The 26,720-nt window shown below is 60.7% G+C and carries 18 protein-coding genes, 1 pseudogene and 1 riboswitch; of the genes and pseudogenes, 3 read left to right on the top strand and 16 right to left on the bottom strand.

Translation table 11 applies throughout. The features are described 5' to 3' along the window. Positions 1-176: 176 nt before the first annotated feature. The 7 genes from GXN74_RS02010 to GXN74_RS01980 all read right to left on the bottom strand — a co-directional run bounded on the left by GXN74_RS02010 (position 177) and on the right by GXN74_RS01980 (position 12,208). Positions 177-869, bottom strand: a complete 693-nt coding sequence (locus tag GXN74_RS02010; protein WP_162369252.1) for a Crp/Fnr family transcriptional regulator — start codon at positions 867-869, stop codon at positions 177-179. 84 nt (positions 870-953) lie between these two features. Then, positions 954-1,349, bottom strand: coding sequence for a large-conductance mechanosensitive channel protein MscL (mscL, locus tag GXN74_RS02005; RefSeq protein WP_162369302.1), 396 nt, complete (start codon positions 1,347-1,349; stop codon positions 954-956). 90 nt (positions 1,350-1,439) lie between these two features. Further along, complete coding sequence (locus GXN74_RS02000; protein ID WP_162369251.1) at positions 1,440-2,534, bottom strand: iron-containing alcohol dehydrogenase family protein; 1,095 nt, start codon at positions 2,532-2,534, stop codon at positions 1,440-1,442. A 27-nt stretch (positions 2,535-2,561) separates the two neighbouring features. Next, on the bottom strand, positions 2,562-4,520 hold the full coding sequence (locus tag GXN74_RS01995; protein WP_162369250.1) for an ATP-dependent helicase: 1,959 nt from the start codon (positions 4,518-4,520) through the stop codon (positions 2,562-2,564). 2 nt (positions 4,521-4,522) lie between these two features. Then, positions 4,523-5,452, bottom strand: coding sequence for an AmmeMemoRadiSam system protein B (amrB, locus tag GXN74_RS01990; RefSeq protein ID WP_162369249.1), 930 nt, complete (start codon positions 5,450-5,452; stop codon positions 4,523-4,525). Positions 5,453-5,475: 23 nt separating this feature from the next. Then, a complete protein-coding gene (locus tag GXN74_RS01985; RefSeq protein ID WP_162369248.1) occupies positions 5,476-10,332 on the bottom strand; it encodes an Ig-like domain-containing protein in 4,857 nt (1,618 codons plus the stop codon). A 106-nt stretch (positions 10,333-10,438) separates the two neighbouring features. Then, positions 10,439-12,208 carry a glycoside hydrolase family 10-like protein gene (locus tag GXN74_RS01980; protein WP_162369247.1) on the bottom strand — a complete coding sequence of 590 codons (1,770 nt, stop codon included), beginning with the start codon at positions 12,206-12,208 and terminating at the stop codon, positions 10,439-10,441. A gap of 139 nt (positions 12,209-12,347) precedes the next feature. Next, positions 12,348-12,531: riboswitch (Lysine riboswitch) on the top strand. Between the two features lie 115 nt (positions 12,532-12,646). Here GXN74_RS01980 and dapA point away from each other — a divergent pair. The 3 genes from dapA to GXN74_RS01965 are packed head-to-tail and all read left to right on the top strand — an operon-like array spanning position 12,647 to position 15,603. Next, positions 12,647-13,531: a 4-hydroxy-tetrahydrodipicolinate synthase gene (gene dapA, locus GXN74_RS01975; RefSeq protein WP_162369246.1), complete on the top strand. Its 885-nt coding sequence runs from the start codon at positions 12,647-12,649 to the stop codon at positions 13,529-13,531. A gap of 9 nt (positions 13,532-13,540) precedes the next feature. Beyond that, a complete protein-coding gene (gene dapB / locus GXN74_RS01970) occupies positions 13,541-14,305 on the top strand; it encodes a 4-hydroxy-tetrahydrodipicolinate reductase (protein WP_162369245.1) in 765 nt (254 codons plus the stop codon). Positions 14,306-14,334: 29 nt separating this feature from the next. Further along, on the top strand, positions 14,335-15,603 hold the full coding sequence (locus GXN74_RS01965; RefSeq protein WP_162369244.1) for an alkaline phosphatase family protein: 1,269 nt from the start codon (positions 14,335-14,337) through the stop codon (positions 15,601-15,603). A 48-nt stretch (positions 15,604-15,651) separates the two neighbouring features. Here the strand turns inward: GXN74_RS01965 and csaB are convergent, their stop codons facing one another. The 9 genes and pseudogenes from csaB to GXN74_RS01920 all read right to left on the bottom strand — a co-directional run bounded on the left by csaB (position 15,652) and on the right by GXN74_RS01920 (position 26,668). Then, complete coding sequence (gene csaB, locus GXN74_RS01960) at positions 15,652-16,740, bottom strand: polysaccharide pyruvyl transferase CsaB (protein WP_162369243.1); 1,089 nt, start codon at positions 16,738-16,740, stop codon at positions 15,652-15,654. Continuing rightward, positions 16,733-18,250, bottom strand: coding sequence for an O-antigen ligase family protein (locus GXN74_RS01955; RefSeq protein ID WP_162369242.1), 1,518 nt, complete (start codon positions 18,248-18,250; stop codon positions 16,733-16,735). The genes csaB and GXN74_RS01955 overlap by 8 nt, the downstream gene beginning before the upstream one ends. Then, entirely contained in the window at positions 18,247-18,771 is a 525-nt protein-coding gene (locus GXN74_RS01950) for a DUF4330 family protein (RefSeq protein ID WP_162369241.1), read from the bottom strand. The genes GXN74_RS01955 and GXN74_RS01950 overlap by 4 nt, the downstream gene beginning before the upstream one ends. After that, the gene (locus GXN74_RS01945; protein ID WP_162369240.1) at positions 18,768-19,253 is read right to left on the bottom strand and encodes a DUF4330 domain-containing protein; all 486 of its coding nucleotides are present in this window, start codon (positions 19,251-19,253) and stop codon (positions 18,768-18,770) included. Before GXN74_RS01945 ends, GXN74_RS01950 begins: the two co-directional genes overlap by 4 nt. Further along, entirely contained in the window at positions 19,243-20,514 is a 1,272-nt protein-coding gene (locus tag GXN74_RS01940; protein WP_162369239.1) for a glycosyltransferase, read from the bottom strand. Before GXN74_RS01940 ends, GXN74_RS01945 begins: the two co-directional genes overlap by 11 nt. Further along, positions 20,501-21,784 carry a nucleotide sugar dehydrogenase gene (locus GXN74_RS01935; protein WP_162369238.1) on the bottom strand — a complete coding sequence of 428 codons (1,284 nt, stop codon included), beginning with the start codon at positions 21,782-21,784 and terminating at the stop codon, positions 20,501-20,503. The genes GXN74_RS01940 and GXN74_RS01935 overlap by 14 nt, the downstream gene beginning before the upstream one ends. Before the next feature lie 20 nt (positions 21,785-21,804). Then, positions 21,805-21,963 (bottom strand): annotated as a pseudogene (locus GXN74_RS14940) (DapH/DapD/GlmU-related protein); the annotation flags it as partial. A 356-nt stretch (positions 21,964-22,319) separates the two neighbouring features. Then, positions 22,320-23,801: a lipopolysaccharide biosynthesis protein gene (locus GXN74_RS01925; RefSeq protein ID WP_162369236.1), complete on the bottom strand. Its 1,482-nt coding sequence runs from the start codon at positions 23,799-23,801 to the stop codon at positions 22,320-22,322. After that, entirely contained in the window at positions 23,798-26,668 is a 2,871-nt protein-coding gene (locus GXN74_RS01920; protein WP_162369235.1) for a phosphodiester glycosidase family protein, read from the bottom strand. The genes GXN74_RS01925 and GXN74_RS01920 overlap by 4 nt, the downstream gene beginning before the upstream one ends. Positions 26,669-26,720: the final 52 nt, after the last annotated feature.

The following is a 26,720-nucleotide window of genomic DNA, read 5'->3' as shown; positions in this document are numbered from 1 at the left end:
CCTAGTGTATGAAAAACACCGGCAGGTGTTTTTATCGGGTAAGGATGGTTCCAAAGGCGAATCCCAACATCTTTTCGCCTTTCCACAATGGATATTATACCATTTATGTTTATTGTATACAAGGCGAAATCTAAAAAAGAATTATTTTTCACACCCATCAAACCGTTTTTCAACCGTCACTTCATCGCCTCCACCAATGCCTCCAGCTGCAGGATCTTGAAGCTGGCCTGGTAGTAGTCGATGATCCCCTCGTCCTTCATCCGGGCGATCTCCCTGGACATGGAAGGTCTGGACACATTCAGGAACTCCGCCAGCTCGTTCCTGGACAAGGGGACCATGAAGGTGGTCTTGCCGGCCTTGTGGTACTGCTCCAGGAGGAACTTGGCCAGTTTGCTGCGCATGCTCTTGATGGACAGGTATTCCACTTTCCGGTTCAAGAGGAGCGCCTTTTCCGAAAGGATCTTCAGCATGTTCAGGACCATCCGCGTATGGTAGGTGCAGCTCGCCTGGCATGTTTGGATCATCCGGTCGGGAGGCAGGAACATGACCTCCACATCGCTGCTGGCATAGACGTTCACGATCCATTTCTTCATTCCGGAAAAAGCGATCATTTCCCCGAAAATATGTCCCGCGTCCAGCTTCACCAGGATGACCCGGTCCCCTATTTCGTTTTCCTTGGCGACTGTGACCTCTCCCCGCAATACGATGCCCAATCCCTCGAAAGGGTCCTCCACCATGCAGATGGTCTCCCCCTTCGCATAGGCTTTCATCGTCGGCCGCAGGCAAGTGAGCAGATGCTCCAGCTCCTCCGTGCGGATGTCGTCGAACAGGGAAATCCCCTTCAATACGCTATGCCATTTCTGATACATTCCGATTCCTCCGATGGCCATGGCCGCATATAGATTCGAAAAGCCTCCGGCCATGGCCGGAAGCTTTCCTTTTGTAACGGCACTTCATGCCTTCTTTTTCAACAGGTCCCGGATTTCCTCCAGCAGGACTTCCTGCTTCGGAGGTTCTGCCGGCGCCGGCGCCTCTTCCTGCTTCCTCTTGAACGAATTCATGGCCTTCACCGCCAGGAAGATCGCCAGGCCGATCAGGACGAAATCCAGCACGGACTGCAGGAAAGCCCCATACCGGATGGCCGCCTCCTCCATGGTTTCCGTGCCTTCCGCAATCACATACTTCAACTCCGCAAAGTTGACCCCTCCCAGAAGGAGGCCCAGAACCGGCATCAGCAGGTCGTTGACCAAGGAAGTCACGATCTTGCCGAAGGCTCCGCCGATTACTACGGCGACCGCCAGATCCACAACATTTCCCCTCAACAGGAACGCCTTGAACTCTCCCGCCATCTTCTTCATTCCCCACACCATCCTTTCCAACATACTGGTGTTGTTCGCACAAGGATATTATACACCCATCTTTTTGGCATAGCAAGGGTTCTAGTAGACGATCAGGCTCTTCAGGATCATGTCCAGCAGCTCCTCTTCCGTCACTTCATAGGGGTGGTTTGCCAGCTTCCCCTTGTTCCTGTACATGTTCTGGGCATAGTCCGCGGCTTCCTGGTAGCTGATTTCCACCTGGCCCACCAGCTGCACGATCCGGTTCTTGAATTCCTGGACCGAAGCCACACCCAGGGAGGACAGGATCTTGTCCACTTTCTTCCTGTCCTGGTGGTGGTTCAGAAGCTCCCCCAGAAAAAGCGCGGTCGCCTTTCCGTGGGAGATGTTGTGGTAATAGGTCAGATGGTAACCCAGACCGTGGGGCAGGGAGGTGCCCGTCTGGGAGATGACGACCCCCGCCCAGGTGGATGCGTGGATCAAATGGGTCCGCATCTCTTTGGTGTAATTGCGCAACAGCAGGTCTCCGGAAGCCAGGGCCCAATGGTTCAGCGCCTGCTCCGCGATGGCGTCCGAATAGCTGTTGGCCTTCTTCACCAGATACCCTTCGATGATGTGGGACAGGGAATCCACCGCCGTGCTGTTGGTGATGTGGACGGGAATGTCCATGAAATACCGGACGTCCACCAGGGCCATCTTGGGGAAGACCCGGCATTTGAAGTTCATCTTGGTCCGCTGGGAGTCATCGGTGAAGACCGCATAGGGGGTCGTCTCGCTGCCGGTTCCGGCGGTTGTCGGGACCGCCACAACAGGCAGCGCCTCCAGGTCGGGATTCAGGAAGAGGTCTTCCGGCTTCATCTGCCGGTTCTTCAACAGGACCGCAAGGGCCTTGGCCGTGTCGATGGCGGATCCCCCACCCACGCCGATGACGAAATCCACCGGATAGGTATGGAACAGGGCCATGGCCCTCTCCAGGATCTGGATGGAAGGGTTCTCCTCCACCTCGCTGAAGATGTAGTGGTGGACACCTGCAGACTCCAAGGCATTCTTCACGTCCATGTAGGAACCGTTCAGAAAGGCCGACTGCTGACCGGTGACCACCAGTGCGGAGCTGCCCAGCTTGGCCAGCTCCTGCTTCATCTCCTCCACCACATTATCTTGAAAACAAATCTTTGTAGGCATGTAAAACTGTTCCATAACAACCTCCTGTCCTATTCGATGGTGTCATCCCTTGGCCTTTTTCGCCGTCCTTTTCCCTTGGGACAGCACTTCTTCCACTTCCGTAAGGAATAGGGAGGGCTCTACGGGCTTTCCGTTGTAGTTCTTCACCTGCAACAGGTGCAGGTCCGTCCTGGCCCTTGTCTTGGCCACATAGAAGAGGCGGCGCTCCGCTTCCAGCCTGCCGCTGTCCCCCTCCGCTGCGGCTTTGAGGGCTTCCGCCCCAGGAAAAACCGAATTGAACAGGTCCACCATGTAGACATGGTCAAATTCCAGCCCCTTGGAACTGTGCACGGTGGAGAGGACGACGCCCTCCGCCCGGTCCCGGACTCCCGCCCGGGCCATGGCCGCCTCCAGCAGGTCCAGACGGTCCAGGAATTCCTGGATGCCCCTGCAGCGTTTCCCTATGAATTTCAGGGTGGCCAGGATGTTGGCAACCCCCTCCCTGGTCATCCCACGTCCTTTGGCTCCGCTCTCCGCCCATTTCCCATAACCCAAGTCCTCTTCTATGGTGACGATGGCCAGGTCCAGAGGCTTCTCCTTCAGGGACCTGAAATCGTGACGGAACCCGTACAGCCGGTTCTTCTGGAACTCCTGAAGCCCTCCATGGAGAAGGAGCGCGTCGAACAGGTCACGCTTCCTGTCCACATGGGATTTCGCCTTCCCATAGCCTGCCTTGGACAGGAACATGCCGTTCTTGTAGTAGATGCCGTCGAAGGAGGACAGGTCCCTAAAGTCCAGGGAGAACCGGAGGAAGTTCCGGATGTCCTCCAGCACCCAGTGCTTGAAGAAGTGCCCCTTGTTCCCGCGGATGGTGAAGGGGATTCCCTGGCGCTCCAGGGCTTCGGCAAACAGCACGGCGGTCAGGTTGTTCCTGTAGAGGACCGCCTTCTCCTCCAAGGGTCCCTTCTGCCCGGCCAGGTCCTCCAGGACGAACTTCATCTGGGCCACCTCATTGTAGACCTTGTGAATCCCTACCGGTTTCACCGGGGGATTTTTCGTGATGATCCGCTTGGGATGCCGCTTCTGGTTCTTCTCGATGAACCTGCCGGCCAAATCCACGATTTCCCGGCTGGAGCGGAAATTCTCTTCCATCCTGTAGAGGGTGGCCGAAGGATAGGTTTTGTCGAACTCCAGCACGGCCCCTGGATCCGCCCCCCGCCATTCATAGATGGTCTGGTCGTCGTCCGCCACCATGAACAGGCTGTTGCCAGGTCCCCCCGCAAGAAGCCGGATGATCTGGTTCTGCACCCTGGAGTTGTCCTGGGCCTCGTCCACCTGCAGATAGGGGTGGAGCCTTTGCTGGCGTTCCAGCAGTCCCTTGTCCCTTTTCAGCAACTGGTACGCCAGCAGCAGCATGTCGTCGAAATCATACAGCTGGTGCTTTTCCTTGAATGCCGCATAGATCATGTAGATCTTCTGGATGTTGGCGGTGGCGAAGTCGTGTTCCTTGTATCTTTCCGGAGGGATCAGGAGGTTCTTGATGTAGGAGATCTCTCCCGCCAGGGTCTCCACCATGTCCTCCGTGGGCTTTTCCTTGTTCACCTCTTCAAAGATGTTGGTCAGGATCTGCATCTTCGTGTAGCCGAAGCTGTTCTTTCCCTCGATGTTCTGCCGCAACACCCCCGTCCTCCTGCACTCCTGCATCATGATGCCGTAGCAGAAGGAATGGATGGTGGAGAACCGGGGCATGGGACCCTCCGCCCCCCCAAACAGGGCCCCATACCGCTTCCGCATGTCCCCGGCCGCAGCCACGCTGAAGGTCAGTGTCAGGATGTTCTGGGGCGGGATGCCCCGTTCCCTGATCATGTAGGCGGTCTTCACCACCATGACGGTCGTTTTTCCAGAACCGGGACAAGCCAACAGAAGGCTGTGTCCTTCCCCATGGAGGACGGCGGCCTTCTGTTGGCTTGTCAGTCGTATTCCCTTTTCCTGTTCCAGTTCCTGGAAAAAATCCATTTCCATACCTATTCCCATCTGTCTGTGGTTGCCATGAGGATCATGTAGCTGGTGGTGTCCCCAAGCTCCGGCCTTTGGAGGATCCTTGCGGAATTCCCCTTGTCCAGGAGCCGGATCCGGACCCCTGGATCCTCCAGTTCCAGGAGAAGGGACCAGAGGACGAAGCTGGAGGGGGAGTCCAGATGCCGGTTGGAGAGACCGATGACTTCCCGGTGATTACGCTCCAAAACCAGCGGCGCCGTCAGGGCGTCCATCCTGTCCGCCGCTTCCAGCGGCAGGTGGTGGGAGAAGTCGATGGATGCCAGATACAGCACCGAGGCGTCCCCCAGCACCTCCGCCAACCCTTCCGCCAGGGTCTTGAGACCCTCCATCCTTCTGGGCTCGTTCAACAGCAGGACCACCACCGGCACACCGGGAAAGAACTCCCCGATGTAATGGAGATGCACTCCCGTACTGTGCTCCCGCTGCAGGACCCCAGCCAGGGCCGGACTGCATGCCCCCTTTTCCAGAAGGGGGGCCACGACGTTGGAGGCATGGAAGATCCTGCCCACCCCCTCCACATGGAAGTCGGTCCTTGCAGCCTGCACCTGGGGCCCTTCCCCCCCGTGGTTCGGACCCATGAGTACGATTATATCCGGATTCGCCTTTTCTTTCAAGGTCTTATATGTTTTATGTAGAAGCTGCCCGGCCACCAGGTGGTGGGGAACCACCGCCCCCAGGACCTTTTGCCCCTCCTCCAGGGGATAGGCCTCTCCCGCCTGCATCCTTCCCCTCGCAAGGAATTTGTCCGGAAGGAAGGCGGACATGTCCATGGCGGGTTCCAGTGTTGCGGATACCGGCCCGCAACCCGCCGGTCCCCCGGTTTCCAGGCCATCCCTTCCGGCAAGGAGGGCCAGCAGGACCAGCGCCACGACCAGTAGCCTGTTGCTGCGGCTCATCCCTTCCTCCCCCCTTCCACCGGTCACTCCCGGATCCGGATGCTGCCGGGCTCCGACACGGCCGTCTGGCTGTCCCACCAGGTCCTGGCCACCGCCGGTTCCCCATGGTAGTTGCCGGACGCCACCGCCCGGGCCTCATAGGTTACGGCCAAATCCTGGCCGTCCCAGACCCCTATGGACAGCTGCAGGGCCTTGCCTTGGATCCGGTCCCATACCCAGACCCCTTCCCGGGTCTTTTCCTGGATCCGGACATACGCCAGCCCCGCAGGCAGCATCTCGTCGATTCCGTAATACCGGAAACCTTCGGACTCCAATTCCTGTCCCCCCTCCAGGACCAGCTCCACCTGGACCAGATCCCCCACGGACACGCTTTCCACAGGCTTCCCGTCCTTCAGGTAGCGCCGGGTCAGGGTCAGTCCTTGGGTGGGCGTCAGGTCCCCGGCGCTGCCCACATGCCGGATTCGCACCATGGTTTCCCCTTCCAGGGGTTCGAAGCGGACCACATCCGCTTCCTGGGCGTCCAGGACCAGGCGCTCCGCCTTCCCCCATCCCAGGGAGAGGGTCTGGGTCCGGCCTTCCAGGGTGTAGCGGAACCGGCTCACCGGGTCCTTCCCTTGGAGGGTCGACAGATACAGGTAGCGGGCGGCCGCCGTGCTGTAGGTCCGGTCCGCGCCGTCCTTAAGCAACCCATAGATCTCCTCGGCCAAACCGTTCCTTCTTGCTTCCAACGCCAGGGCAAGGCCCAGTGCCTGGATGCGCCGGTCCGCCTGTTCCCACCGTCCGCTTCCGGCAACCGCCTCCAACACTTCCCTGGCTTTCTCCAGGTCTCCCGCCTCTCCCAGGCCCAGTGCCAAAAAGAGGGCGGCAACCGGCTCCTTCTTCCAGTCGCTTTCAGCCAGAAGGGCCTTCGTCTCCAGCAGGACCGGTTCCCCCAGGGAAGCCAGCGCCCATAGCGCAGCCCCGTTTTCCTCCAGCGGCCGGTCTGCTGCCTGCCATGCCTGCGAAAGGGCCTGGACCATTTGGGCCCGGCTCGGCATGCCCGTCCCTTCCCCATGGTTCTCCCCGTACGCTTCGGGAAATCCCATGGCCAGCACCCAGGCGGTGGCCTCCATGCTTTCCTCCCCGTCCGGCAGGGCCTTGAACATCCCTTGGTTTCCCAGATAGGGATACAGGTCCCCCTGGAACACGCCGTGGAATAGGTCCGCCTCCAGCTCTTCCCCCAGCAGGAGGTCCACCATGTAGGCGGCCGCCTTTTCTTCCATCCGCAGACTCCGGCTCAAGCTCCGGATCCCCTCCAGTGCCTGGAACCGTTCCTCCGACGCCTTGTTGTAGAAATCCAGCACCACATTCTGTCCGTTGTGGGGGATCCGCATGCCGTCCGCAAGGAGTTCCTCCCGGACCAGTTCCAGGTGCTGCCGGCTGGGGACCACGGCGAATTCCTTGGACACGGCATCCGACAGGGAACCCGTGGATGCGGTAAGGGTCAGGGTCCACTTGCCCTCCTCCAGCACACCCAGGGGCAGCTGGTTGTAGGCCCGGAAGGGGACGCTTCCGGAATGGCTTTCGATTTCCCCCGTACCTTCCCTGACCAGCGCCGCCTCATAGGCCACCGGCGCTTCAAGGGAATCATCCCCCAGGAAACCCGCGGTGCCCCCCGTCGTCCAGGTGAGGGCAACGTCGTCCTGGACCAGGTATTCCTGGAACACCCGCAAATCCAGGAAGAAAGGCAGTCCCACCTGGATGCTGCCCTTCACCTTCTCTCCCAGCACCCTTCCCCCAGCATCCATGGCAAGGGCATTGGCGGTGATCCTGAAGCTGGTCAGGTTGTCCGGCAGGGTGAATCGGACGGTCCCCTTTCCGTCCGCGTCCGTCTGGACGGTCTGGAAGAAGGCCGTATGCACGAAATTCTCCCGGATCCTTGCAGCGGACCCTTCCCCGCCCTGCTCGGCTCCCCCATGGGGACCCTCATCCCCTCCCCCCGCCAGGACCGTTCCCCGGATGCCGGTGTCGTGGAGGTAGCTGTAGACCTCCTCCAACAGGCTGTGTCCGTCTTCCGCCAGGGCAAAAAAGGCTTCGTCCACCACGGAAAGGTTCACGTCGGCACCGATGGGATTGCCTTCCGGATCCCGGGTGGTCAGGGAAACCTCCACCGTCTCTCCGGGAGTATAGCGTTCCTTGTCCGGCTCCACCTCCAACTGCAGCCTGCGCTCCTGGATGTCCAGACCCAGCATCCTGCGCAGGTCGTAGGAGTGGTGCAGGCGGCCTCCGTCAAAAAACACAACCGCAATGGTCGCGTTTGGCACCATGGATTCCTCAAAGGTCACGGACAGCTCCGTCCCCTGCAGGATCCTGCTCTCCCTGAACCCGTCCTTCCAGGTCATGGCCAGGATCTTTTCCTTCCCTGTGGCTGCCAGCCGGGTGCCGTTCCTGTGCACCGCATAGGATACGGATTCCCCCAGGGCGGCCTGGAACTTGTCGCCTTCCAGGCTGTAGTACTCGAACATCCCTTCCCCGTCCGCCAGGGCCTGGCTGTAGTAGGCCTCCTCCCTTACCGGACGTCCTTGGGAATCCGCAAGGCGCACCACCAGCCTGTATCCCCTGTCCTTGTAGACTTGGGAAAACGTGCCGGAAGCCTTGCCGTCCCCATCCGTCGTCAGGGGGTAGGCCGCTACGGTGTTCTCCACCAGATTGTAGTCGAACGTCTCCACGGTCTTCTTCTGGATGGGGTCGTACGTACGCCCCACCAGGACCTTTTCATAGAAGCTTTCCACAATCTCCACTTCCACGGCCTTTCCGGAAAAAGCCCCTCCCCGCAGGCGCTGGAAGTCATACGGGTCTCCGGCGTAGTTTCCCAGGTCCCAGCGGTGGACTTCCAGGCCGAATTCCATGGCCCCCTCCCCCGTCTTCCGGGTCTCCACCACCAGCTGCACGTCCCGGGGAAAAAGCACGAAGCCTGCTTCCTTTGTGTCGTAGAAGCTTTCCAAGGCGCCCACCCTGGTCCGCACCTGCACATATTCCGGCCACCAGCTTTCCGTCTCCACATGGGGGGTCAGCACGGCCCGGAAATGGCCTGTGGAATCCGACTGCACCATCTGCTGCCTGGTTCCCGGCCTTCCTCCCAGGTCCGCCTGCCAGCTGTCCAGGACTACGGTTTCCCCTCCCAGGGGAGTCCCCTCGTAGTATCCCATCCAACCCTCCAGCTCCACCGTCTGGCCCATTTCCACAAGCTCTTTGGAAAGGGATGCCTCCAGGTTGTAGGTGGGTTTTTCGAACATGGCCACGGTAAGGGTCCTGCGTCCCACCTCCGCATCGCCCACCTTCAAGACCAGGTCCGCATGGCTGTTCCTGTAGTCCTCCAGGGAAAACGCGGACTGGAAGGTGTTCCTGGGGGAAAGGGAGAGGGGCTTTTCCTCCAACACCTTCCCCTCAAACTGCAGCTCCAGCGTGGCGCTGGCTGCCCTTCCTCCGCTCCGGGGGACCAGCATGCCGAACACCCGGATCTCATCCGTGGGGAGGAACAGCGTCCTGTCCGTGTAGAGGGTATGCAGATATCCCTTGGCGGGGTCTTCCGCTACAGGGGCCACCTGAAGGAACAGGACCAGGGGAGTTCCTTGTCCCGGGTCCAGCAGGATCCGGGCACGCTCCTCCTCCACCACGGTGGCGGGGAATTTGCCGAAACCTTCCCGGTCCGTGCTGCCCAGAAGCTTGTCCCCGTAGCTGACCCTGGCCACATTGGAAAGGCCCTGCCCATTGGCCAGCCACACCAGGAGCTCATCCCTGTCCACCGCTCCGAATGCGTTGTATCCGGTCACCTGCAGAAGCACCCCGTCCTGGCGTCCTTCCACTTCCGCCATGACGTAGTACATCCCTTCTTCCAGGCTCCGGGGCAATTCCATGGTTTGGCGCCATCCGCTTTGCACCAGGCGCGTCTTTCCCTGCGTCACCTGGGTCTGGAGCCTTTCCCTCTCCAGGATCCCCTTCACCTCATAGAGGTTCTTGCCGGCAAGGGCGGTGAACGCCTCCACGTCCTCCATCTTGTGGATCTTCAGGGAAACCACCGCCTCCTCGGGAAGCCCATAGGCATAGGCGTGGATCCATCCCGCCTCTTCCGGGGCCAGATAGGTCACGGGACCTTCCTTCACCAGCTGGAATTCTGCAGTGCTGTCCCCATGGGCTGTCCTGAAACTGAAGGCCGCATCCCCCGCCAGGACTTCCCCTTCCGCCCCATACCCCTTCCTGACCTGCACCTTGTAGAGGGTGTCCGGAAGCAGGTTGGCTTTGGGCACGAACACGATCCTGTTCCCCGCCACGGACAAGGACCCTTCCGCATAGGGTTCGATGGAAAAGAACGCTTCCGGGGGCGGAGCCCCTTCCAGTTTCCGGGTGAAAGCGACTTCCACGCCTGTGTCCACCGCCACTTGGGAGGCTCCGTCTCCTGGGTGGGAACCGGAGAACCGGAAATCCTTCTCCGTTTGGAAGGCCCATCCCTGGATCTCCTCCCCTTCCGCGGCAACCTGGACCTTCAGGATGCTGTTCCGCTCCAAAGGCTCCGCCAGCCGGAGTCCGAAAGTTTCCTTTTCCAACGGTTCCAGGGCGAAGGGCACGGCCGGATCCAGGAGGATGCTTGCCTGCAGCTCCTCCAAGGTGGTGCCGGGCCGGGCCAGAAGGCGGTATCCAGAATCCGGTTTGACCCCGTATTCTGTGGATTCCATGGCCGCCACATCCAGCAACAAGCCTCTGGAGGCGGTCTGGCCGTCCCCTCCCGGCGGCTCGGCCTCTTCCCGCCAGGGGCCCCATTGCCAGAGGGCGCCTGCCAGGGCCAGAAGGAGGACACCCAGTCCCGTTCCGAAGGCTATCTTGCGTTTCGTCGTTTTCAACATGGAAACCACCTGCCATTCCTAGTCCGATCCGTTGGTTTTCCTACACTTCCATTATACTCCTTTTCCCCTTGAATACAAGAAGGCCCCGGAACACCGGGGCCTTCTCCTACCAAAGCAGCTGCAGGCTTTCCATTTCCTTGTCCATCAGGGAGGCGGCTCCCGGTTCCTGCCGGAAGAGATGGTTGTAGCGGAACAGGATGAACCCCTTGTAGTTCCCCTGCTTCCTGGCGTCGTCCACCATCCTTGCCAGGATGTCCCCGGACGCCAGCCATTCCCCCTTGCCGGCCCCCGCCCAGGCGTCTGTTGTCCCCACCTTGTAAGCGGCCAGTCCCACCAGCAGGTCCACGCCGGATCCCTCCAGCATGGCCTGCCATTCCTCCAGCACCGCCCTGTAGGGCATGGTTCCGTGTTCATAGCCGAAATAAATCTGGGGGCTGATGTAGTCCACATAACCCTCCTGGGAAACCCACTTGCGCACATCGCTGTATTGCCCCTCGTAATTGGAGGGGATGGAGGCCTGGGGGCTGATGCCGAACACCAGGTCCGGATCGTGCTCCTTCACCGTCCTGTGGACCCAGGCCACCAGGAAGTCCACCTGCTGCCTCCGCCAGTCGGGCTGGGACAGCCCTCCTCCCCCCTGGAGATACCGTTCATAGTCTCCCAGGTCGTAGGACAGGTCCCGGGAAGGATAGAAGTAGTCGTCGAAATGGATGCCGTCCACCGGATAGTTCTCCAGGATCTCTTCCACGCCCCCGACGATCAGCGCCCGCACCTGGGGACTGGCCGGATTGTAATAGAGTCCCTGGGCGACCGCCAGGACCCGGTTGCTTCCGTCCTCCATCCAGGCGTTTGCCGGATTCCCCTTTGCCAGCGGCGCCTGCACGCTGTCATTGCGGATCCGGTAGGGATTGATCCACGCCTCCACCTTCAGGCCCCGGGCATGAGCCTCCTCCACCAGGATTCCAAAGGGGTCGTAGCCGGGATCCCTGCCTTCCTCTCCCGTCGCCATATGGGACCAGGGAAACAGTTCCGAAGCATAGAAGGCGTCCCCGAAGGGACGGACCTGGACGATGACCGTGTTCATCCCCGCCTCCCGGAGCTTGTCCAGCATGTCGCCGGCCGTTTCCCTCCAGCGGACCCCATCCGCCCCTGGGAGCAGTTCCCGGAGTTCCAGATAGGAAATCCATACGGCCCTGACCTCCGACCGGTCGCCCTGGGAATCCGCATACGGGGCGAACCGGCTGTCCAGGGTGGCCGCCCTAGCCAGCTGTACGCCGGAAAGCACCCCTTTTTCCCGGAAGACCTCCACCAAGGGACGTCCTTCCCCTTGGACTTCCATGAAGAGGGCATCGTAGGAAAGCTTGGCCATCAGGTCCCTGGACAAAGGGCTTGTCCCCGCCTTGTCCCCGGTGGTCAGCCCCGCCTGTGCCCCGTACTCCGCCGCCCTTTCCCAGGTGAATCCATCCTGGCCGTCCTTGTGCCCCAGGGCCCGCAGGAGCATGGTGGAATAGTCGTTTACGGTCACAGGCCGGTCCGACCCGTAGGCACCGGCCCCCATCCCCTTCACCAGTCCCAGGGCGTACAGATGGCCCACATGGGCGTCCGCCCAATCCGGCACATCCTTGAAGGGATGGCCCCCACGGTTGGCGGCGGACTCCTCCTGGCCCAGCAGGCGCACCAGCATGACCGCCGCCTGCGCCCTGGTCGCCCCTTTCTCCAGCTCCAGCCCCTGGCCCGTCCCCTTCAGCAGGCCCAGTACCTGGAGCACCTCCCCTTCCTTCTGCCAGCGTACCGCCTCCGCTCCCCCGGCAACCGTTCCCGCCAGCAGGAACGCAGTCAGGAGCAGGGCCGTCATCTTCCTTGCAATCCTCTCCATGGCGATTCTCCTTTCATCCGTGCCGCCGGTTTTCCCCTTCCGTCGCTTCCCCTTGATTCTACCTGTTTGGAGGCGGAATGTCAAAGTGCGTGTTGACAATGCCCCGAACAAGATGTTATCATTATTGTAAATTTATATTTCATATGGTAGAGGCGCATCCTTTATCAGTACCCTTGGGGATACACCAGATGTAGGCGATCCAAGGGGAAAGGAACGGATGCCGAAGGCCGTCGGGACTGGAACCGGCGCCCTGGTTGCTTGGTTAAGAGCCCTGCGACTGTCATAGGACAAGGCTTCCTTGTCTATGGAGTGCTACTGAAGATACGCATGCAACATCCTGTATCCTTAGTCGGCCAACCAGCCGGCTTTTTTATTGGATTTTGGAAGACGCCCATCAACCGAACACCCTGGGGCATTGCCCCGGACAGGAGGAATCCCATGGCTATTTTTACAGGATCCGGTGTGGCCATCATCACACCTTTCAACGACGACTATTCCGTCAACTATGAAAAGCTCCACGAGCTGGTGGACTTCAACATCGAAAACGGCACCGACAGCATCGTCATCTGCGGCACCACAGGCGAAGCTTCCACCTTGGACGACCAGGAGCATCTTGCCTGCATCCGCACCGCAGTGGAGGCGGCAGGCAAACGGGTGCCCGTCATCGCCGGCACCGGAAGCAACGACACCGCCCACGGCGTCCACCTCTCCAAAGAGGCGGAAAAACTGGGTGTGGACGGCCTGCTCCAGGTGACCCCCTACTACAACAAGACCTCACAGAAGGGCCTGGTGGAGCATTTTACGGAAATCGCCAGAAACGTGGACATCCCCATCCTGCTCTACAACGTTCCCAGCCGCACCGGAATGAACCTGCTGCCTGAAACCTGCAGGATACTTGCGGATGTGGAGAACATCGTGGGCATAAAGGAAGCCAGCGGCAACATCAGCCAGATCATGCAGTTCATGGATGTGACCGAAGGCCGTCTGGACCTCTACTCCGGAAACGACGACCAGATTGTCCCCCTTCTGTCCGCAGGCGGGAAAGGCGTCATTTCCGTGGTGGCCAACTTCCTGCCCCAGGAGACCCACGACATCGTGGAAAGGTACCTCTCCGGCGACGTGAAGGGAAGCATCCAGCTCCAGCTGCACCTGCTCAAGCTGATCAACGCCCTCTTCTGCGAAGTGAACCCCATGCCGGTGAAGGAGGCCATGAACCTGCTGGGCTACAACGTGGGCCCCTGTAGGCGCCCCCTGACCTCCATGGAACCCGCCAATGTGGAAAAACTGAAGGCTGTCCTTTCCGCCTACGGTCTGTTGAAATAAGGAGGTCCCATGACGAATATCATCATGCACGGATGCAACGGAAAAATGGGCCATGTGATCAGCCGGCTGGCAGCCGCGGATCCGGATGTCCGGATCGTGGCCGGCATCGACCCGAACACGACGGCCGCTTTCGGCTATCCCGTCTACCCCACCCCCCAGGACTGCGCCCAGGCGGGGGTCCAGGCGGATGTGGTCATCGACTTCTCCATCGCCAAGGCGGTCCCCGCCCTGCTGGCGTTCGCGGCCCAAACCAGGATTCCCGTGGTTGTCTGCACCACCGGTCTGGACCAGGCCCAAATCCAGCTGGTCCAGGACACCGCCAAGGATACCGCGGTCCTCTTCTCCGCCAACATGTCCCTGGGGGTGAACCTGCTGGTGAACCTGGTCCAGAAGGCGGCCGGGGTGCTCACCGGTGCGGGCTTCGACATCGAGATCGTGGAGAAGCACCACAACCAGAAGGTGGACGCCCCCAGCGGCACCGCCCTGTACATCGCGGACAGCATCAACCAGGCCCTGCCGGAACACTACGCCTATGCCTATGACCGCTCCAAGGAGCGGGCGAAGCGCCCCGTGAAGGAGATCGGCATCCATGCGGTCCGCGGAGGCACCATCGTAGGGGAGCACGACGTGATCTTCGCAGGCCAGGACGAGATCCTGCAGATCAGCCACACCGCCCTGTCCAAGGACATCTTCGCGGTGGGGGCGGTGAATGCCGCCAAATTCCTGAACGGCAAAGCGGCTGGCCTCTACAACATGGGCCACGTCATCGGCTGACCATGGGGGGCGGCAACGGAAGGCACCTGGTGCTGGTCAGCGTGGACGCGTTGAACCGGGATGACCTGCCCCTTCTGGCCAGGCTTCCCGTATGCGGAAGTTTCCTGCAGGAGGGGACCCTGGTCCCGGGGGTGCGCTCCATCCACCCCACCCTTACCTACTGCTGCCATACCACCATCCTGACCGGCGTCCGGCCCGGACGGCATGGCATCTACAACAACGAACTGGCAGATCCCGCCCGGCACCGGAACCAGGATTGGTTCTGGCATTACGACAGGATCAAGGCCCCCACCCTCTTCGACCTGGCCAGGGAATCCGGCATCTCCACAGCCGCCGTCCTCTGGCCGGTGCTGGGGGGAGCTCCTGTGGACCACAACGTTCCGGAAATCTGGTCCACCCGGAAGGAAAGCGGCCTTTCCCTCTTCTGGAAATACGGCAGCCGGAAGCTGCTTCCCCTGGTCCTCGCCAAGGCCCCCTTGCTCCGGGGGAAGACCCAGCCCCATCTGGACAACTTCACCGAGGCGGTGGCCTGCCGGATCCTGGAGAGGAAAAGGCCTGGGCTGACCGCCGTCCACTTCATCGAACTGGACCATCTGCGCCATGTCCACGGGCGGGAGGGCAGCCATGTGGAGGAGGCCCTGGCGCGGATCGACCGCCGGATCGGCCGGCTGATTGAAAGCACGAAGAAGGCGGGCACCTATGGGCGGACCGCTTTCGTGCTTCTGGGGGACCACGGCGGAGCGGACTGCAGCCGGATCATCCACCTGAACAGCCTGTTCCGGAAGGAAGGCCTGCTCCGGTGCGACCCCGGAGGGCGGATCCTCTCCTGGTCCGCCTACGCGTGCCATGCCGGAGGATCCGCCCAGATCCATTTGGCGGATCCCGAGGATGCCCTGCTGGCCGGGCGGGTGGGGGCCTTGCTGCAGGACCTGGCCCGGGGAGAGGATCCTTGCCTGCAACGGGTCCTTTCCGTGGAAGAGGCCCGGACCCTCCATGGCTTGGACGGCCCCTTCCGCTTTGTGGCCGAGGCGCGGGAAGGCTGCTACTTCCGCAACCATGCCTTGGGACCAGTGGTCGTGCCGGTGGACCCTTCCCGGGGGGATTACGTTCTGGAGCACGGCTTCTCTCCGGATGTGTCCCGGATGGATACCCTGCTCCTGGCCAAGGGGGCGGGCATCCGCCGGGGGGCGGTCCTTGGGGACTGCTCCCTTGTGGACGAGGCCCCCACCTTCGCACGGATCCTGGGACTCTCCATGGAGGGCACGGAAGGCAAAATACTGAAAGGGATGCTCGAATGAGCATCCCTTTCAGTATTTTGCGTGCGGATGTTGCGTTTGCGCAGGCTTCTAGGACAGCAGTTCCTCCAGGTAGGTGCGGTTCTTTTCCGCCATGGCCTTGAGGACCTCCACCTTTTGCCGCAGCTGCTCCTTGATCCCGTCATACTGGTCGAAGATTTGGGCGACCTCCCGGAGGATGTCCTGGACCGTGCAGCGGTGCAGGTCTTCCACCAGGTGCATGCCCATCTCCTGGACATAGTAGCGGACCTTGGGGTCATAGTTGAATCCTATCATGGGCACGTTCTGGGTCGCCGCATACAGAAGGGCATGGAGGCGCATGGCCAGGACCAGCTCGCTGCGGGCGATCACACCGATGATGTCCTGGATCTCATACCGGTCCTGCAACACATAGGAGCGGTGCTTCATCTTCTTCATGACCTCCATGGACACGATCAGGTCCGAAGGATATTTCATGGGAACGAACAGGATGTTGTAGTTGTAGCGCTCCACAATCTGGTCGCACACCTTCGCCATGACCCTGGTGTAGTGTTCCTCATGCTCCCAGCTCCGGAACATGACCGTCACATAGGGTTTCCCCCGGTCCACCCCCTCCTTGGCGAAAATCTCGTCCACCGGTTTTCCCGGAGGCAGTTCCAGGTTGAACACCGGATCCGCGGTCACGATGATTTTGGGCTTGCTCACCTTCATTCCCTCCAAAGGCTTCAGGGAAAGGTGCTCCCGCAGGGTGATGATGTCGATCTTGTTGGCGATCCAGCGGGTCAGCATCTTGTTGAAGGGTTTCCTCACCGGTCCGATCCCATTGGCGTAGAGCATGCATTTCTTGCCCATCCTTTTCGCCATGCCGATCAGGAACAGGTAGTACCACAGGGACCTGCTGCTGGTCTTGTCCTGCAGCAGGCTCCCGCCGCCCATGATCAGGATGTCCGTCTGTTTCAGGGCCTTCAGCACGGAGGGCAGGTTGAACCTGTTCACCGCCGGATACCCGTATTCCCTCTGGGTGGCTTCCGGACTGTTGGAAAGGATGGTGATGGCATGGCCCTTGTCCAACCCCGTGATGTCCTCGCAGATGGACGTAAGGATGGCGTCGTCACCGGAATTGTAATATCCGTAATAGCCGGCAATCAGGATTCTACTCATCTTGTTCCACTCCTTGGGCGTGTTTGGAATAAGCCACCAGCAGGGCCGCATTCGCCCAAAAATAAGTGACCATGAACGGGTTCTCGAAAATGTTTTCCACCCCATTGTGCAGGACCACCCCCACCATGCCTCCGTAAATCCCGTAGAGGATCCGCCTGACGGAGGTGTCCGAGACTCCCCGCAGGTAGCGGTGGCACCGGCCCAGCAGGACCAGCATCAGGAGGACGAAGGCGGTCAGGCCCACGATCCCCATTTCCGCCAGGGTCTTCATGTAATAGTTGTCCGTGTAGAAGGGGGACAGCTTGTTCTTCAAGGCGGTTGCCCCTCCATACCTTCCCAGGCCCAGTCCGAACAGCTTGCTGGAGGACCATTCCTCCAGGGTGGTCTGCCAGCGGTAGATCCTTCCGCCCTGGCTGGATTTCATCTGGTACTCCGGAGTGAACAGATAGGCGATCCGCCGGTAGAGGGTGTCCAGATTGGCCAGGGCCGCCCCCAAGACCGCCAGGATGGGTAGCACAAGCCTTTTCCCGAGGAAAAGCACCACCACCAGCAGGCCGGCGAACGCGGTGATCCAGGCTCCCCTGGTGAAGGTGAAGAGCAGGCCGAAGCCCATGGCCGCCGTGAGGACCAGGGCGGCCAGCTTCTTCAGGACGTGCTTTTCCCCCAGGAACAGGCCGAACCCGACGGGCAGATAGAGCACGAACAGGCTGCCTAGGGAATTGGGGCTGCGCACGATGGAATAGGCCCGGGTGGTGATGGTTTCCGTGCTGTCCACCCAGTTCCCCAACATGGGGGCTCCCGTGGCGTACTGGTAGATCCCATGCATCCCCAGCAGGCCCGCCCCAGCCACCAGGACCCAGACCATGCCTTTGGCCGTTTCCCTGGAGTCCACCAGCTGGAGCACCAGGAAATACCAGAACACGTACTGGAACACGGCCCTAAATCCCTCCACCCCGATGGCGAAGTCCGGTGAGTTCACAAAGAGCAGGAACACCCCGGTCAGCAGGAAAAGGAGGATGGGCAGGTCCAGGTCGGAAAACCGCCAGGGCTGTTTCAGGAAGAACCTGCGGTAAAGCAGGATGCCGAAAAAGGCCACCAGCAGCAGCTCGTCCCAGGTGCTGGCCAGGATGGTTCCTCCCAGGAAGGTCCGGACCAGATGGTCCACATACACGTAGGTCCCTACGAGATACACCGGTTTCCATTTGCCAAGAATCCGGCCGGTCCAGGAGACCGCCAGCAGGCTTCCCAGCCACCGGAAGGATTTTCGGACCGTGCCGAAAATCCAGCTTTCCGCAACAGACCGCACCAGCTTGTCCAGAACCCTGTCCAGCCATCCCCCCAGCAGGACCGCCCAATGGAACAGCAGCATCTGCCTGTGGTATTCCCGCAGGGGGTCTTTGGGCGCCTGCTCCCTCACCTTGAATACCATGCTTTCCTGGGATTTTTGGACCACCAGGAGCACCGTCCGGTAGAGGAAGCTGGCTTCGATCTTCCGTATCAGCGCATTCATTCTACCACCCCTGCGTCTCCTTCGTCCAAAGGCTGGAATGCCGTGATGATGGTGGAGAGCTTGTTGTCTTCCGTGGTCAGGAAGAATCCGGCCCCCACCCGGAGCTCCTGCTTGCCCAGTTCATAGATGGGTCCTTTCCGGGTGGCTGTGGCTTCCACCACGACCAGGGCGACCTTCCGCAGCGGGTTGGAGCCGTTCACCACATCCCCGTTGTTGTCCACCAGGGTGATGGGGGCGTCCTGCAGGTCCACCGAAACGATCCGGCTTCCCTCAAAAACCATCTTGTCCTCCACCAGCTCCGCCCCGGCCTCCAGGCTCTGGTAATAGGCGGGGTCGTATTCGAAGGTCTTCAGGGTCATCCGCACCGGCACCGGCTTGGAGCCCCCCGCCATGCTGGCAAGGTCCCCTCCGGAGACCCGGTTCAACACGCCCGCCAGGGCCGCCACCAGCACCAGCAGGAAAAGGAGGTCGAAAACATGCACTTTCCCAAAGAATTTCCAGTTGCTGTCCAAAAGCTTCATTTTCCCGCCTCCTTCTCCAATATGGCCACTACGCTGCCCAAGGCGTGCATGCCCTCCGTCTTGATCCAGTAGGAGGAGCCGACCTTGATCTCCTGGCCGCCGAAGTCCATGTAGGGACCGTAGCGGTTCACGGTTGCGCGGATGGTCACCCGAAGCGTCTTGGAATTGGGGTCGGAAACCGCCACAATGGCGCCGTCCACAGCCGCTTCGCGCTGGGTGTCGAAAATTTCCACTCCCACCACTTCCCCGTCCTGGATGGCGTTCAAGGCCACGATCCTGTCCCCGATCTCCACACTGGCGGCCACTTCCGGCAACACCCGGACGGCCTCCGCCAGAAAGACTATTTCCCTCTTGCCGGTTTCCACGCCGCCGCCGGAGGCTTTCCTCTGCTGGAGGAAATAGAATCCGCCGGCGCCCACCGCCAGGACAAGCAGCAGGACCAGGCCGTCCACCCAATTGAATCTTTTGTTCCTAGTATTCATTCGCACCTCCCAAAAGTCGTTCGAACACGCCCGCCAATTCCATCGTCTGGTTCCGGCGGCTGTATCTTTCCACCGCTTCCCGGAGGGGGTCCAGTACAAGCCCTCCCTCCAGCCAACGGGCATACAGGGCTCCAAGGGCTTCCTTGACCGCCTCCACATCCCCGTCCTCCACAACCACGCCGGTCTTGGTTTCGCGGATCACCTCGGCGGCCACCCCGTCGGGGGGAGCCAAGGCCAGGATGGTCCTGTCCGTATAGATGTATTCGAATATTTTTCCGGTGTAGAAGTTCTTGGCTTCCGCGCCGGAGCCCACGATCAGCAGGAGCAGGTCCGCATCCAGAAGGAATTGGATGCTCTGCCTGTGGGGCATGTAGCCGTGGAAACGGACGATGTCCAGGCCAGGCAACAGCTCCGCCACCTTCTGCCGGTGCTCCTTGTTGAAGTGGCCCACAAAGTCCACCTCCACCCGGGACGGATCCACCAGCCCTTCCTCCATGGCTTTCTTCAGCCCCTGGAGGAAGCTGTCGGGCTTGCGCCTTCCGTACATGGCGCCCGTGTAGGCGATGGTCATCTTCTCACGGCCGGACCCCTTCCTGTCCAATCCTTCGAAATCCGCAGGGTCGTATCCGTTGGGGATCACCGTGGATTTTCCCTCCAGCGCATGCTCTTCCATGAACCCGTCCAGCATCAGCCGGGAATTGGTGACCAGATGGTCGCAGGCTTCCACGACCTGGCGTTCCATGTCCCTCTCCTTCGCCATCCGTCCTGGGGAATAGCCGAAATCAAGCACATAGGGGTTCTTCGTCCACTCGTCCCTGAAGTCCACCACCCAGGGCAGCTGGGGGAATTCCTTTTTCACCCAAAGTCCCATGAGATGGCCGCTGTAGGGGTAGGAGGTCGTGTAGAGCACGTCCGGCCGGTGCTTTCCCACCAGAGCCAGGACCTTTTTCCTGTTCATCCTGTACCAAATCCATTCGGCGTCCGGCACCAGGAGCTTCCTTTGGATGAACTTCCCCAGGAGGTTGAACGGCTTCGGCCATTCGCCGATGTTCCAGTTCGGGGTCCGTTCGATGGGGATTCCCGCCAGGTCTTCCAGCAGGCTGTCGTCGACCAGCCCTTTCGGGCCTTCGCTTGCCACCACCACCGGGTCCCATCCCAGCGTCTTCAGGTACTTGGCGAATTTTGCGCTCCTCTGCACGCCGGCACCCCCCATGGGGGGGAACTGGTAGGCGATGAGCATGACTTTCCTACCGTTGCCCATGGAAACCGCGTCCTTCCCCCAGCAGGTGATACTCGAAGCCTTGGGCCCGCAGGGATTCCCCGTCCAGGAAGTTCCTGGTGTCCAGGATCTTGGGGGTGCGCATGCGGGACTTCAGTTCCCCGAAGGGGATGTTCTCGAACACCCGGTGGTTCACGCCCAGGACCAGCAGGTCCGCGTCCGCAAGGGCCGTTTCCAGGTCTGGCGCCAGATGCTTGTAGGAGAGGATGAAGGGGTCGTAGATGCGCACCTCCAGGTCACGGACCTCTTCCAGCAGGTCCACCAGCTCCAGCACCGGACTCTCCCTGAGGTCGTCGATGTCGGGCTTGTAGGTGGCTCCCAGGATGGCGATCTTCTTGCCCGCCAGGCTTCCCAGGATGTTCCTGGCCCTGCCGAACACATGGTGGGGCATGGCGTCGTTGGTTTCCCTAGCCAGCCGGATGATTTTTGCCGTCTCCGGGAATTTTTCCACGATGAACCAGGGGTCCACCGCCAGGCAGTGGCCTCCCACACCGGGCCCCGGCTGGTGCAGGGTGACCCGGGGATGCTTGTTGGAATACTTGATCACTTCCCAGGCGTTGATCCCCAGCTGCTCGCAGATCACCGCCAGCTCGTTGGCCAGGGCGATGTTCACGTCCCGGAAGGTGTTCTCCATCAGTTTGCACATTTCCGCCGTGGTTGCGTCGGTCAGGAAGATTTCCCCCTTGACGAAGGATGCATAGATTTTCTTCACCTCCTCTGCGGATTTCCTGTTGATGCCTCCGATGATCCGGTTGTTCTCCACCAGTTCGATCAGAATCTTCCCCGGGATGACCCGTTCCGGGGAATGGGCCACATACAGGGATTCCTCCACGTCGAAGGGGCATTCCCTAAGGATGGGCATCATGAGGTTCTCCACCGTTCCCGGAGGGGAAGTGGACTCCAGAACCACCATATTCCCGGGCTCAAGAAAAGGCACGATGGAGCGGGTCGCGGCTTCCACATAGTCCATCATGGCCGTCTTGTCTTCCTTGATGGGGGTTGGCACCGCGATGATGAAGACGTCCGCCTTCTCCGCTTTCGTGGATGCCTTCAGGCTGCCGTTCTTCACCACTTCCTCATAGACCAATGCGTCCAGATAGGGCTCCTCGATGATGATCCTTCCCTCGTTCAGGCTATTGACCACTTCCTCGTTCACATCCACGCCCAGCACCTGGAATCCGTGCTTCGCGAACATGGCCGATGTGGGGAGGCCGATATACCCCATCCCGATGACACATATCTTTTTCTTCATGACTGCTCCTCCATCTTCTTTCTCGATTTCAATATCCTTGCGGGAACCCCTCCCACCACGCTGTAGGGCGGCACGTCCCGTGTCACCACGGCGCCTGTGCCCAGGATGGAGCCTCGTCCCACCCGGACCCCGGGAAGCAGGACGACCCTTGCTCCAATCCAGACGTCCTCCTCCACCACCACAGGCAGGGGATCGGATTCCCCCTGGTCGATCATGGGGATGTCCGTCCTGGCCGTCTCATGGTTGCGGGTATAGATCAGGACATCCGGACCCATCATCACGTCGTTTCCGATGTGCAGGGGACCCTGGATCCTGGCGTTTTGTCCGATACCGGACCGGTCCCCCAGGTGGATCCCCTTCCCTGAACCGAAAAACACGTTCCTTTCCACATTGCACCCCTTGCCCATGGAGTCGAAGATGCGCCGGCACAAAAAGTTCCGCACGCCCCGCGCTCCCAGGGAAAAAAGGCTGTCCGAAGACGGCAGCCTTTTCCCGATGCCGTAGTAGAGGATCAAGGCGACTATTCTCCACATGTTCAAACCTCTCTCATTCTATGCAGCAGCCGTCCCAGGAAACCTGTGCCGGCCAAAACGCCAAAGTAAATTATAATACCTGCCATCACGTTTATCAATAGGCTGGCCAAAGTAATCTCCATTCCCCGGTTGACCACCAGCAGGGCGGCCCCCATGGTGCCCGTCGCCAGGAACAGGGGCCAGAGCTCCCGGATCCGCAGATCGAAGGGGATGGCCGGGTTCCTGCCCCGGTAGGACGCCAGGAAAAAGAGCAGGTAGCCCCCCAGGGTGGAGGCCGCCGCGACCATGTAGCCCCAACGGGGCACCAGGAGAAGGTTCACCAGGATGTTGGCCATGGCCGCCAGGAAACTTTTCTTCAGGATGGGAAGGGTGTTGGCGGTCAGCTCCCATCCCTTGTTGCAGTACTCCGCCAGGCCGTAGAAGAGCATCCCCCCGGCCACATAGGCCATGACCGGACTCCCCCCCATGTACTCCTTCCCCAGGAACAGGCTGGACAGATGCCTGTGCAGCACCGCAATGCCCATGGCCGCGGGCATGCTGACGCTCAGGTAGAGGGCTGCCCCGGTCTTCAGGTGCCGGGCCGTCCTGTCCCTGTCCTGGTCGTAATGGGCCTTGAGCAGCTTGGGGTACACCCCCCGGCTCAAGCCCATCATCAGCATCATGAACACGGAGGAGGGGATGGCGTAGTTGGAGGTGTAGATGCCCACGGTGGCCCTATCCTGGAAGAAGCGGATGATGTAGCGGTCCGACATGTTCAGGAGGGCCATGACGAAACTGAATCCGATCAGGGGATACCCATAGCGCATGAAGTCCCGGACGGTCTCCTTGTCGTAGCCGCTCCAGCGGATCTGGCGCCAGGTTCCCGAAAGCAGGAAGGCCCCCAGGAAGGAAACCATGTCCACTGCGGCATGGGACAACAGGATGGACCATACGGAAGGGCCTAGCCGGTTGTAGGCCAGAACGGTGAGGGCCAGCTTTCCCGTCACATTGAAGAGCAGGATGGCGATGTTCTTGACCCGGTGCTCCATATACAGCAGGATGGCCAAGAGAAGCTGGGTGGAGCCGTAACCCGCCATCATCAGGGCAAGGACCAGCATCCCCCCGGGGCCGTAACCCTCCAGGAATCCCGGCAACAGCAGCTTGGCCCCCAGGACCAGTAGGAACAGCAGTCCATAGGCCCCCGCCATGGTCAGGTAGACCGTGGAGAAGAAGCGCCGCTTATCCTCCTCCCTTCCGGTATGCCCCTTGATGTAGCGGATGGCCGCCTGCATCAGCCAGCCCAGCAGGGTCAGGAACAGGATGTTCACCGTGGTGTTCACCATGGTGTATTCCCCATAGACTTCCGGGGGAAACAGGGTGGTGTACACCTTCACCGTCAGGATTCCTATGACCCCTTCCGCAACCTTGACCGGCAGGTACCCCAGCATGGAACCCTGGAAACCCGCCACCTTTTTCCGGATCGCCTTCAGCTTTCTCCTGATCATGGAGCCACCTTCGGGAACACGCTCCGGATCCGGTACCGCATCTCGTCCCCTTTGAAGTGGAAATCCACCACCTTGAAGCTGGCCTCTAGGTCCAGGCTGTTGCCGGCGCCCACCGCATACCAGATGCCGTTCAAATCCATGTAGCGGACGCCTTCCCGTATCTCCACCCCGTTGCCGTATCCGCTTCCATTGATGTAGAACACGTTCTTGCCTGTCCGGTTCTTGAATTCCTCCAGGATGTCCTGCAGGACCTGCCCTTCCCGCTTGTCCGTGAAGCCCGTCTGCAGGCTCTTGTTCCCGAAGACCAGGATGTTCTTCTGGCCCGCACCCTCCAAGGCTGCAATCAGTTTCTGGAGTTGGGTATGGTCCGTGGTCCGCAGGCTGCCGTTGTCCATGCCCAGGAACACCAGCCTGTAGGCTGCCTGGTCATGGACCGTAAAGATGTTGTTCCATGCCAGATGGTTCGGGCCTGCCTTCGTCTTGTCCACAGCCGATTTTCCTGCGAAGACCTGCTGTCCGGCGCCTCCCATGGCCGCGTAGACCTTGTCCATGACGACCGTGTCCAGAAGGCGGTTCTGGAACGCCGTGGGGCCGAAGACCGACAGCCGGAAGCTCTCCGCCCAGGGCTCCTGGGCCATCAGCGGATCCCGCAGTCCGCTGCGGGACTGGGTTTCAAATCCGCTGGCGTCCACCCCCTTCACGATCACCGGGCTGTCCAGGTAGATCCGGCTGCCGTATTCCACCGGAGCGGACAAGGAGGCCACATACAGCCGCTCGATCTGGACCGGGTAGGCCATGTCCGTCGGCATGGCACCTTCCAAATAGCGCCATCCGGTGAAATCCAGGGCGGTGGAGAGGGGGATGTTGTGGATCTTGCCGTCCCCGTCCGCCACCCGCGCACGCAGCAGGTTGCCGGAACCGTCCCCGTAGACCCAGATGCCGAATCCGTTGATGGGGATGCTGTAGGTCCAGCCGGTGAACTCTGCATAAGCCGCCTGGGTGACGTCCGAACTCCTGAAGTTGTACTCCAGCTTGACCGACTGGCCGGAATCCCTGGACTGTTCCGTGGAGATGGAGGCGATGGCCCCCACCGTATCCGGGTAGACCACCGTGCCCTTGAAGAACCGCTCGAAGTTCTGTACGCTGACCTTGTCCCCGCCTACGGTGATGTAGGCGGTCAGGGTGATTCCGTTGGCGGTTGCCGTGACTTTGCTGTAACCCGACCCGTCCGTGGCGTGGAAGGTGCCGTCCTTGAATTCCCCGATGGAGGGATTGTCCAGGGTCCACGTCAGGTTGGCGGGATTGACCGCCCCCTGGTGGCCGTCCACATCCGTGCCATGGACGGAAAAGCTGGCGACCTGGCCCTGGTTCAGGTTCAGGACCGAGGGGGTGATTTCCAGACCGATGTATCCTTCCAGGCTCTGCACCTTCGCCTCCCCCCGGACTCCCTGGACTTCCGCCACCAGCGTGATCTCTCCCGCGCTGGTGGGCTGGAACGTGTTCCCCTGGAAGTTCCCTGTACCTCCTTCCGTGCGGAAGGTGGCCTGGGAGGGTTGCACCTGCACCAGATTGTGGTACTGGTCCAGTCCGTACAGGGTGAATCCGATCTTCGAGTTCTTGAAGGACTTCTCCGCTTCCGGCTTCAGGACCAGGGTCTGCAGGGTACCCTTCGGCGCGGTGGACACGAATCCCACCCCGTTGACGACCTTCCTTTGGGTCAGACCCGAAGGGCTGTTCAGGAGGGTGTTTGCGGTCTGGCCCTGCAGCTTGCCCGTCATGGTGGAGGATCCTCCTCCGTCCAGGACCATGGCCTCATAGGCTCCGTATTCCAGAAGATAGGATGCCAGTTCCCCATGGGTGGCGCCGATGCTGCTGCCCCGGCCGTCCACCACCATCAGGATGATTTTCGTGTTGTCCTTGCTGATGCCGATGGCGGTCCGGGGATGCCTCTTGGCCGCCTCCATGGAAAGACCCTGGACCACCGGCACCCCTGCCTGCAGGACCTTCCCTCCCCCGGACACGGCGAACTCGATCCGGTCCAGGTCCAAGGTGTTCCTGACCTGGAGCTCCACACCGGTTCCCACGGTGAAGTTTCCCAGATGGTACTGGGCGATGCTCTCCTGGAGGACGATGAGGTAGCCTGTCTCCGGCACAACGGCCGGTTGTCCCGGTCCCACGACGGAAGTGACCGCGCCGTCCACCACGACCACCTTGAAGGCCCGCATGCCGGTTTCCAGTCCGGCGGTGGTGGACAGGGCCTTGCGGGTTATGATGAAGGGATTGGCCAGGTTGTTGAACTTGTTCACCGCTGTGACATAGAGCTCCTTGTTGTCGCTGGTGAGTACCTTCAGCTGCACCCCCAGGTAGTCCACCAGGGCCTTTCCGTCCGCCAGGACCAGGCTGGCCGCACCCTGCTTGGAGGTGTTGTAGTTGTGTTCCAGGACGGTAGGGCTCCCCCCTTCGATTTCATTCCCCTCGATCAGGGTGGGGTTGATCGCCGTGTTGAAAAAGGAGGCGTTCACCGAAGACACCAGGTTGGGGACGGTCTTCCCCAACTCGGTCAGCGTCTGCCGGTCTCCAAAAACGCCTTCCGAACGGAGGATTTCCAGTTCCGTGTAGGGGTCCCGCCTGTCCATGACCATCACATGGATGTCCACCCATCCGTCCTTGGTCAGCTTGCTGTTCGTCTCGTACCAGACCCCGCTGGAGAGCCGCTGGTTCTCCCTGGTCTGATGGAGGAGCGGGTTGGTGGCCTGTGCGGGAACAGCCCCCGCCGCCAGGGCGAGGGAGCCGGCCACAAGGGCCGCCGCCATCCGCAGGCTCCAGGCCTTCCATGGTTTTCTATCCTTTTGATCTTTGCATTCCATATCTTGCACCTCTCTCCGTATGCTGTAGGGCTTCCGACTTCCAAGTGATTAT

The sequence above is a fragment of the Anaerotalea alkaliphila genome (genome assembly GCF_010179735.1).
GTDB lineage: Bacteria > Bacillota > Clostridia > Lachnospirales > Vallitaleaceae > Anaerotalea > Anaerotalea alkaliphila.
This window is presented reverse-complemented; position numbering and strand designations above follow the sequence as displayed.

Bases quoted from the DNA above. Each gene is read 5' to 3' on its own strand.
- dapA (WP_162369246.1), top strand. From the start codon at position 12,647: ATGGCTATTTTTACAGGATCCGGTGTGGCCATCATCACACCTTTCAAC.
- GXN74_RS01985 (WP_162369248.1), bottom strand. From the start codon at position 10,332: ATGTTGAAAACGACGAAACGCAAGATAGCCTTCGGAACGGGACTGGGT.
- GXN74_RS01920 (WP_162369235.1), bottom strand. From the start codon at position 26,668: ATGGAATGCAAAGATCAAAAGGATAGAAAACCATGGAAGGCCTGGAGC.
- GXN74_RS02000 (WP_162369251.1), bottom strand. From the start codon at position 2,534: ATGGAACAGTTTTACATGCCTACAAAGATTTGTTTTCAAGATAATGTG.
- GXN74_RS01955 (WP_162369242.1), bottom strand. From the start codon at position 18,250: ATGAATGCGCTGATACGGAAGATCGAAGCCAGCTTCCTCTACCGGACG.
- GXN74_RS01945 (WP_162369240.1), bottom strand. From the start codon at position 19,253: ATGAATACTAGGAACAAAAGATTCAATTGGGTGGACGGCCTGGTCCTG.
- GXN74_RS01950 (WP_162369241.1), bottom strand. From the start codon at position 18,771: ATGAAGCTTTTGGACAGCAACTGGAAATTCTTTGGGAAAGTGCATGTT.
- GXN74_RS01925 (WP_162369236.1), bottom strand. From the start codon at position 23,801: ATGATCAGGAGAAAGCTGAAGGCGATCCGGAAAAAGGTGGCGGGTTTC.
- GXN74_RS01980 (WP_162369247.1), bottom strand. From the start codon at position 12,208: ATGGAGAGGATTGCAAGGAAGATGACGGCCCTGCTCCTGACTGCGTTC.
- csaB (WP_162369243.1), bottom strand. From the start codon at position 16,740: ATGAGTAGAATCCTGATTGCCGGCTATTACGGATATTACAATTCCGGT.
- amrB (WP_162369249.1), bottom strand. From the start codon at position 5,452: ATGAGCCGCAGCAACAGGCTACTGGTCGTGGCGCTGGTCCTGCTGGCC.
- GXN74_RS02010 (WP_162369252.1), bottom strand. From the start codon at position 869: ATGTATCAGAAATGGCATAGCGTATTGAAGGGGATTTCCCTGTTCGAC.
- GXN74_RS01940 (WP_162369239.1), bottom strand. From the start codon at position 20,514: ATGGGCAACGGTAGGAAAGTCATGCTCATCGCCTACCAGTTCCCCCCC.
- GXN74_RS01935 (WP_162369238.1), bottom strand. From the start codon at position 21,784: ATGAAGAAAAAGATATGTGTCATCGGGATGGGGTATATCGGCCTCCCC.
- dapB (WP_162369245.1), top strand. From the start codon at position 13,541: ATGACGAATATCATCATGCACGGATGCAACGGAAAAATGGGCCATGTG.
- GXN74_RS01995 (WP_162369250.1), bottom strand. From the start codon at position 4,520: ATGGAAATGGATTTTTTCCAGGAACTGGAACAGGAAAAGGGAATACGA.
- mscL (WP_162369302.1), bottom strand. From the start codon at position 1,349: ATGGCGGGAGAGTTCAAGGCGTTCCTGTTGAGGGGAAATGTTGTGGAT.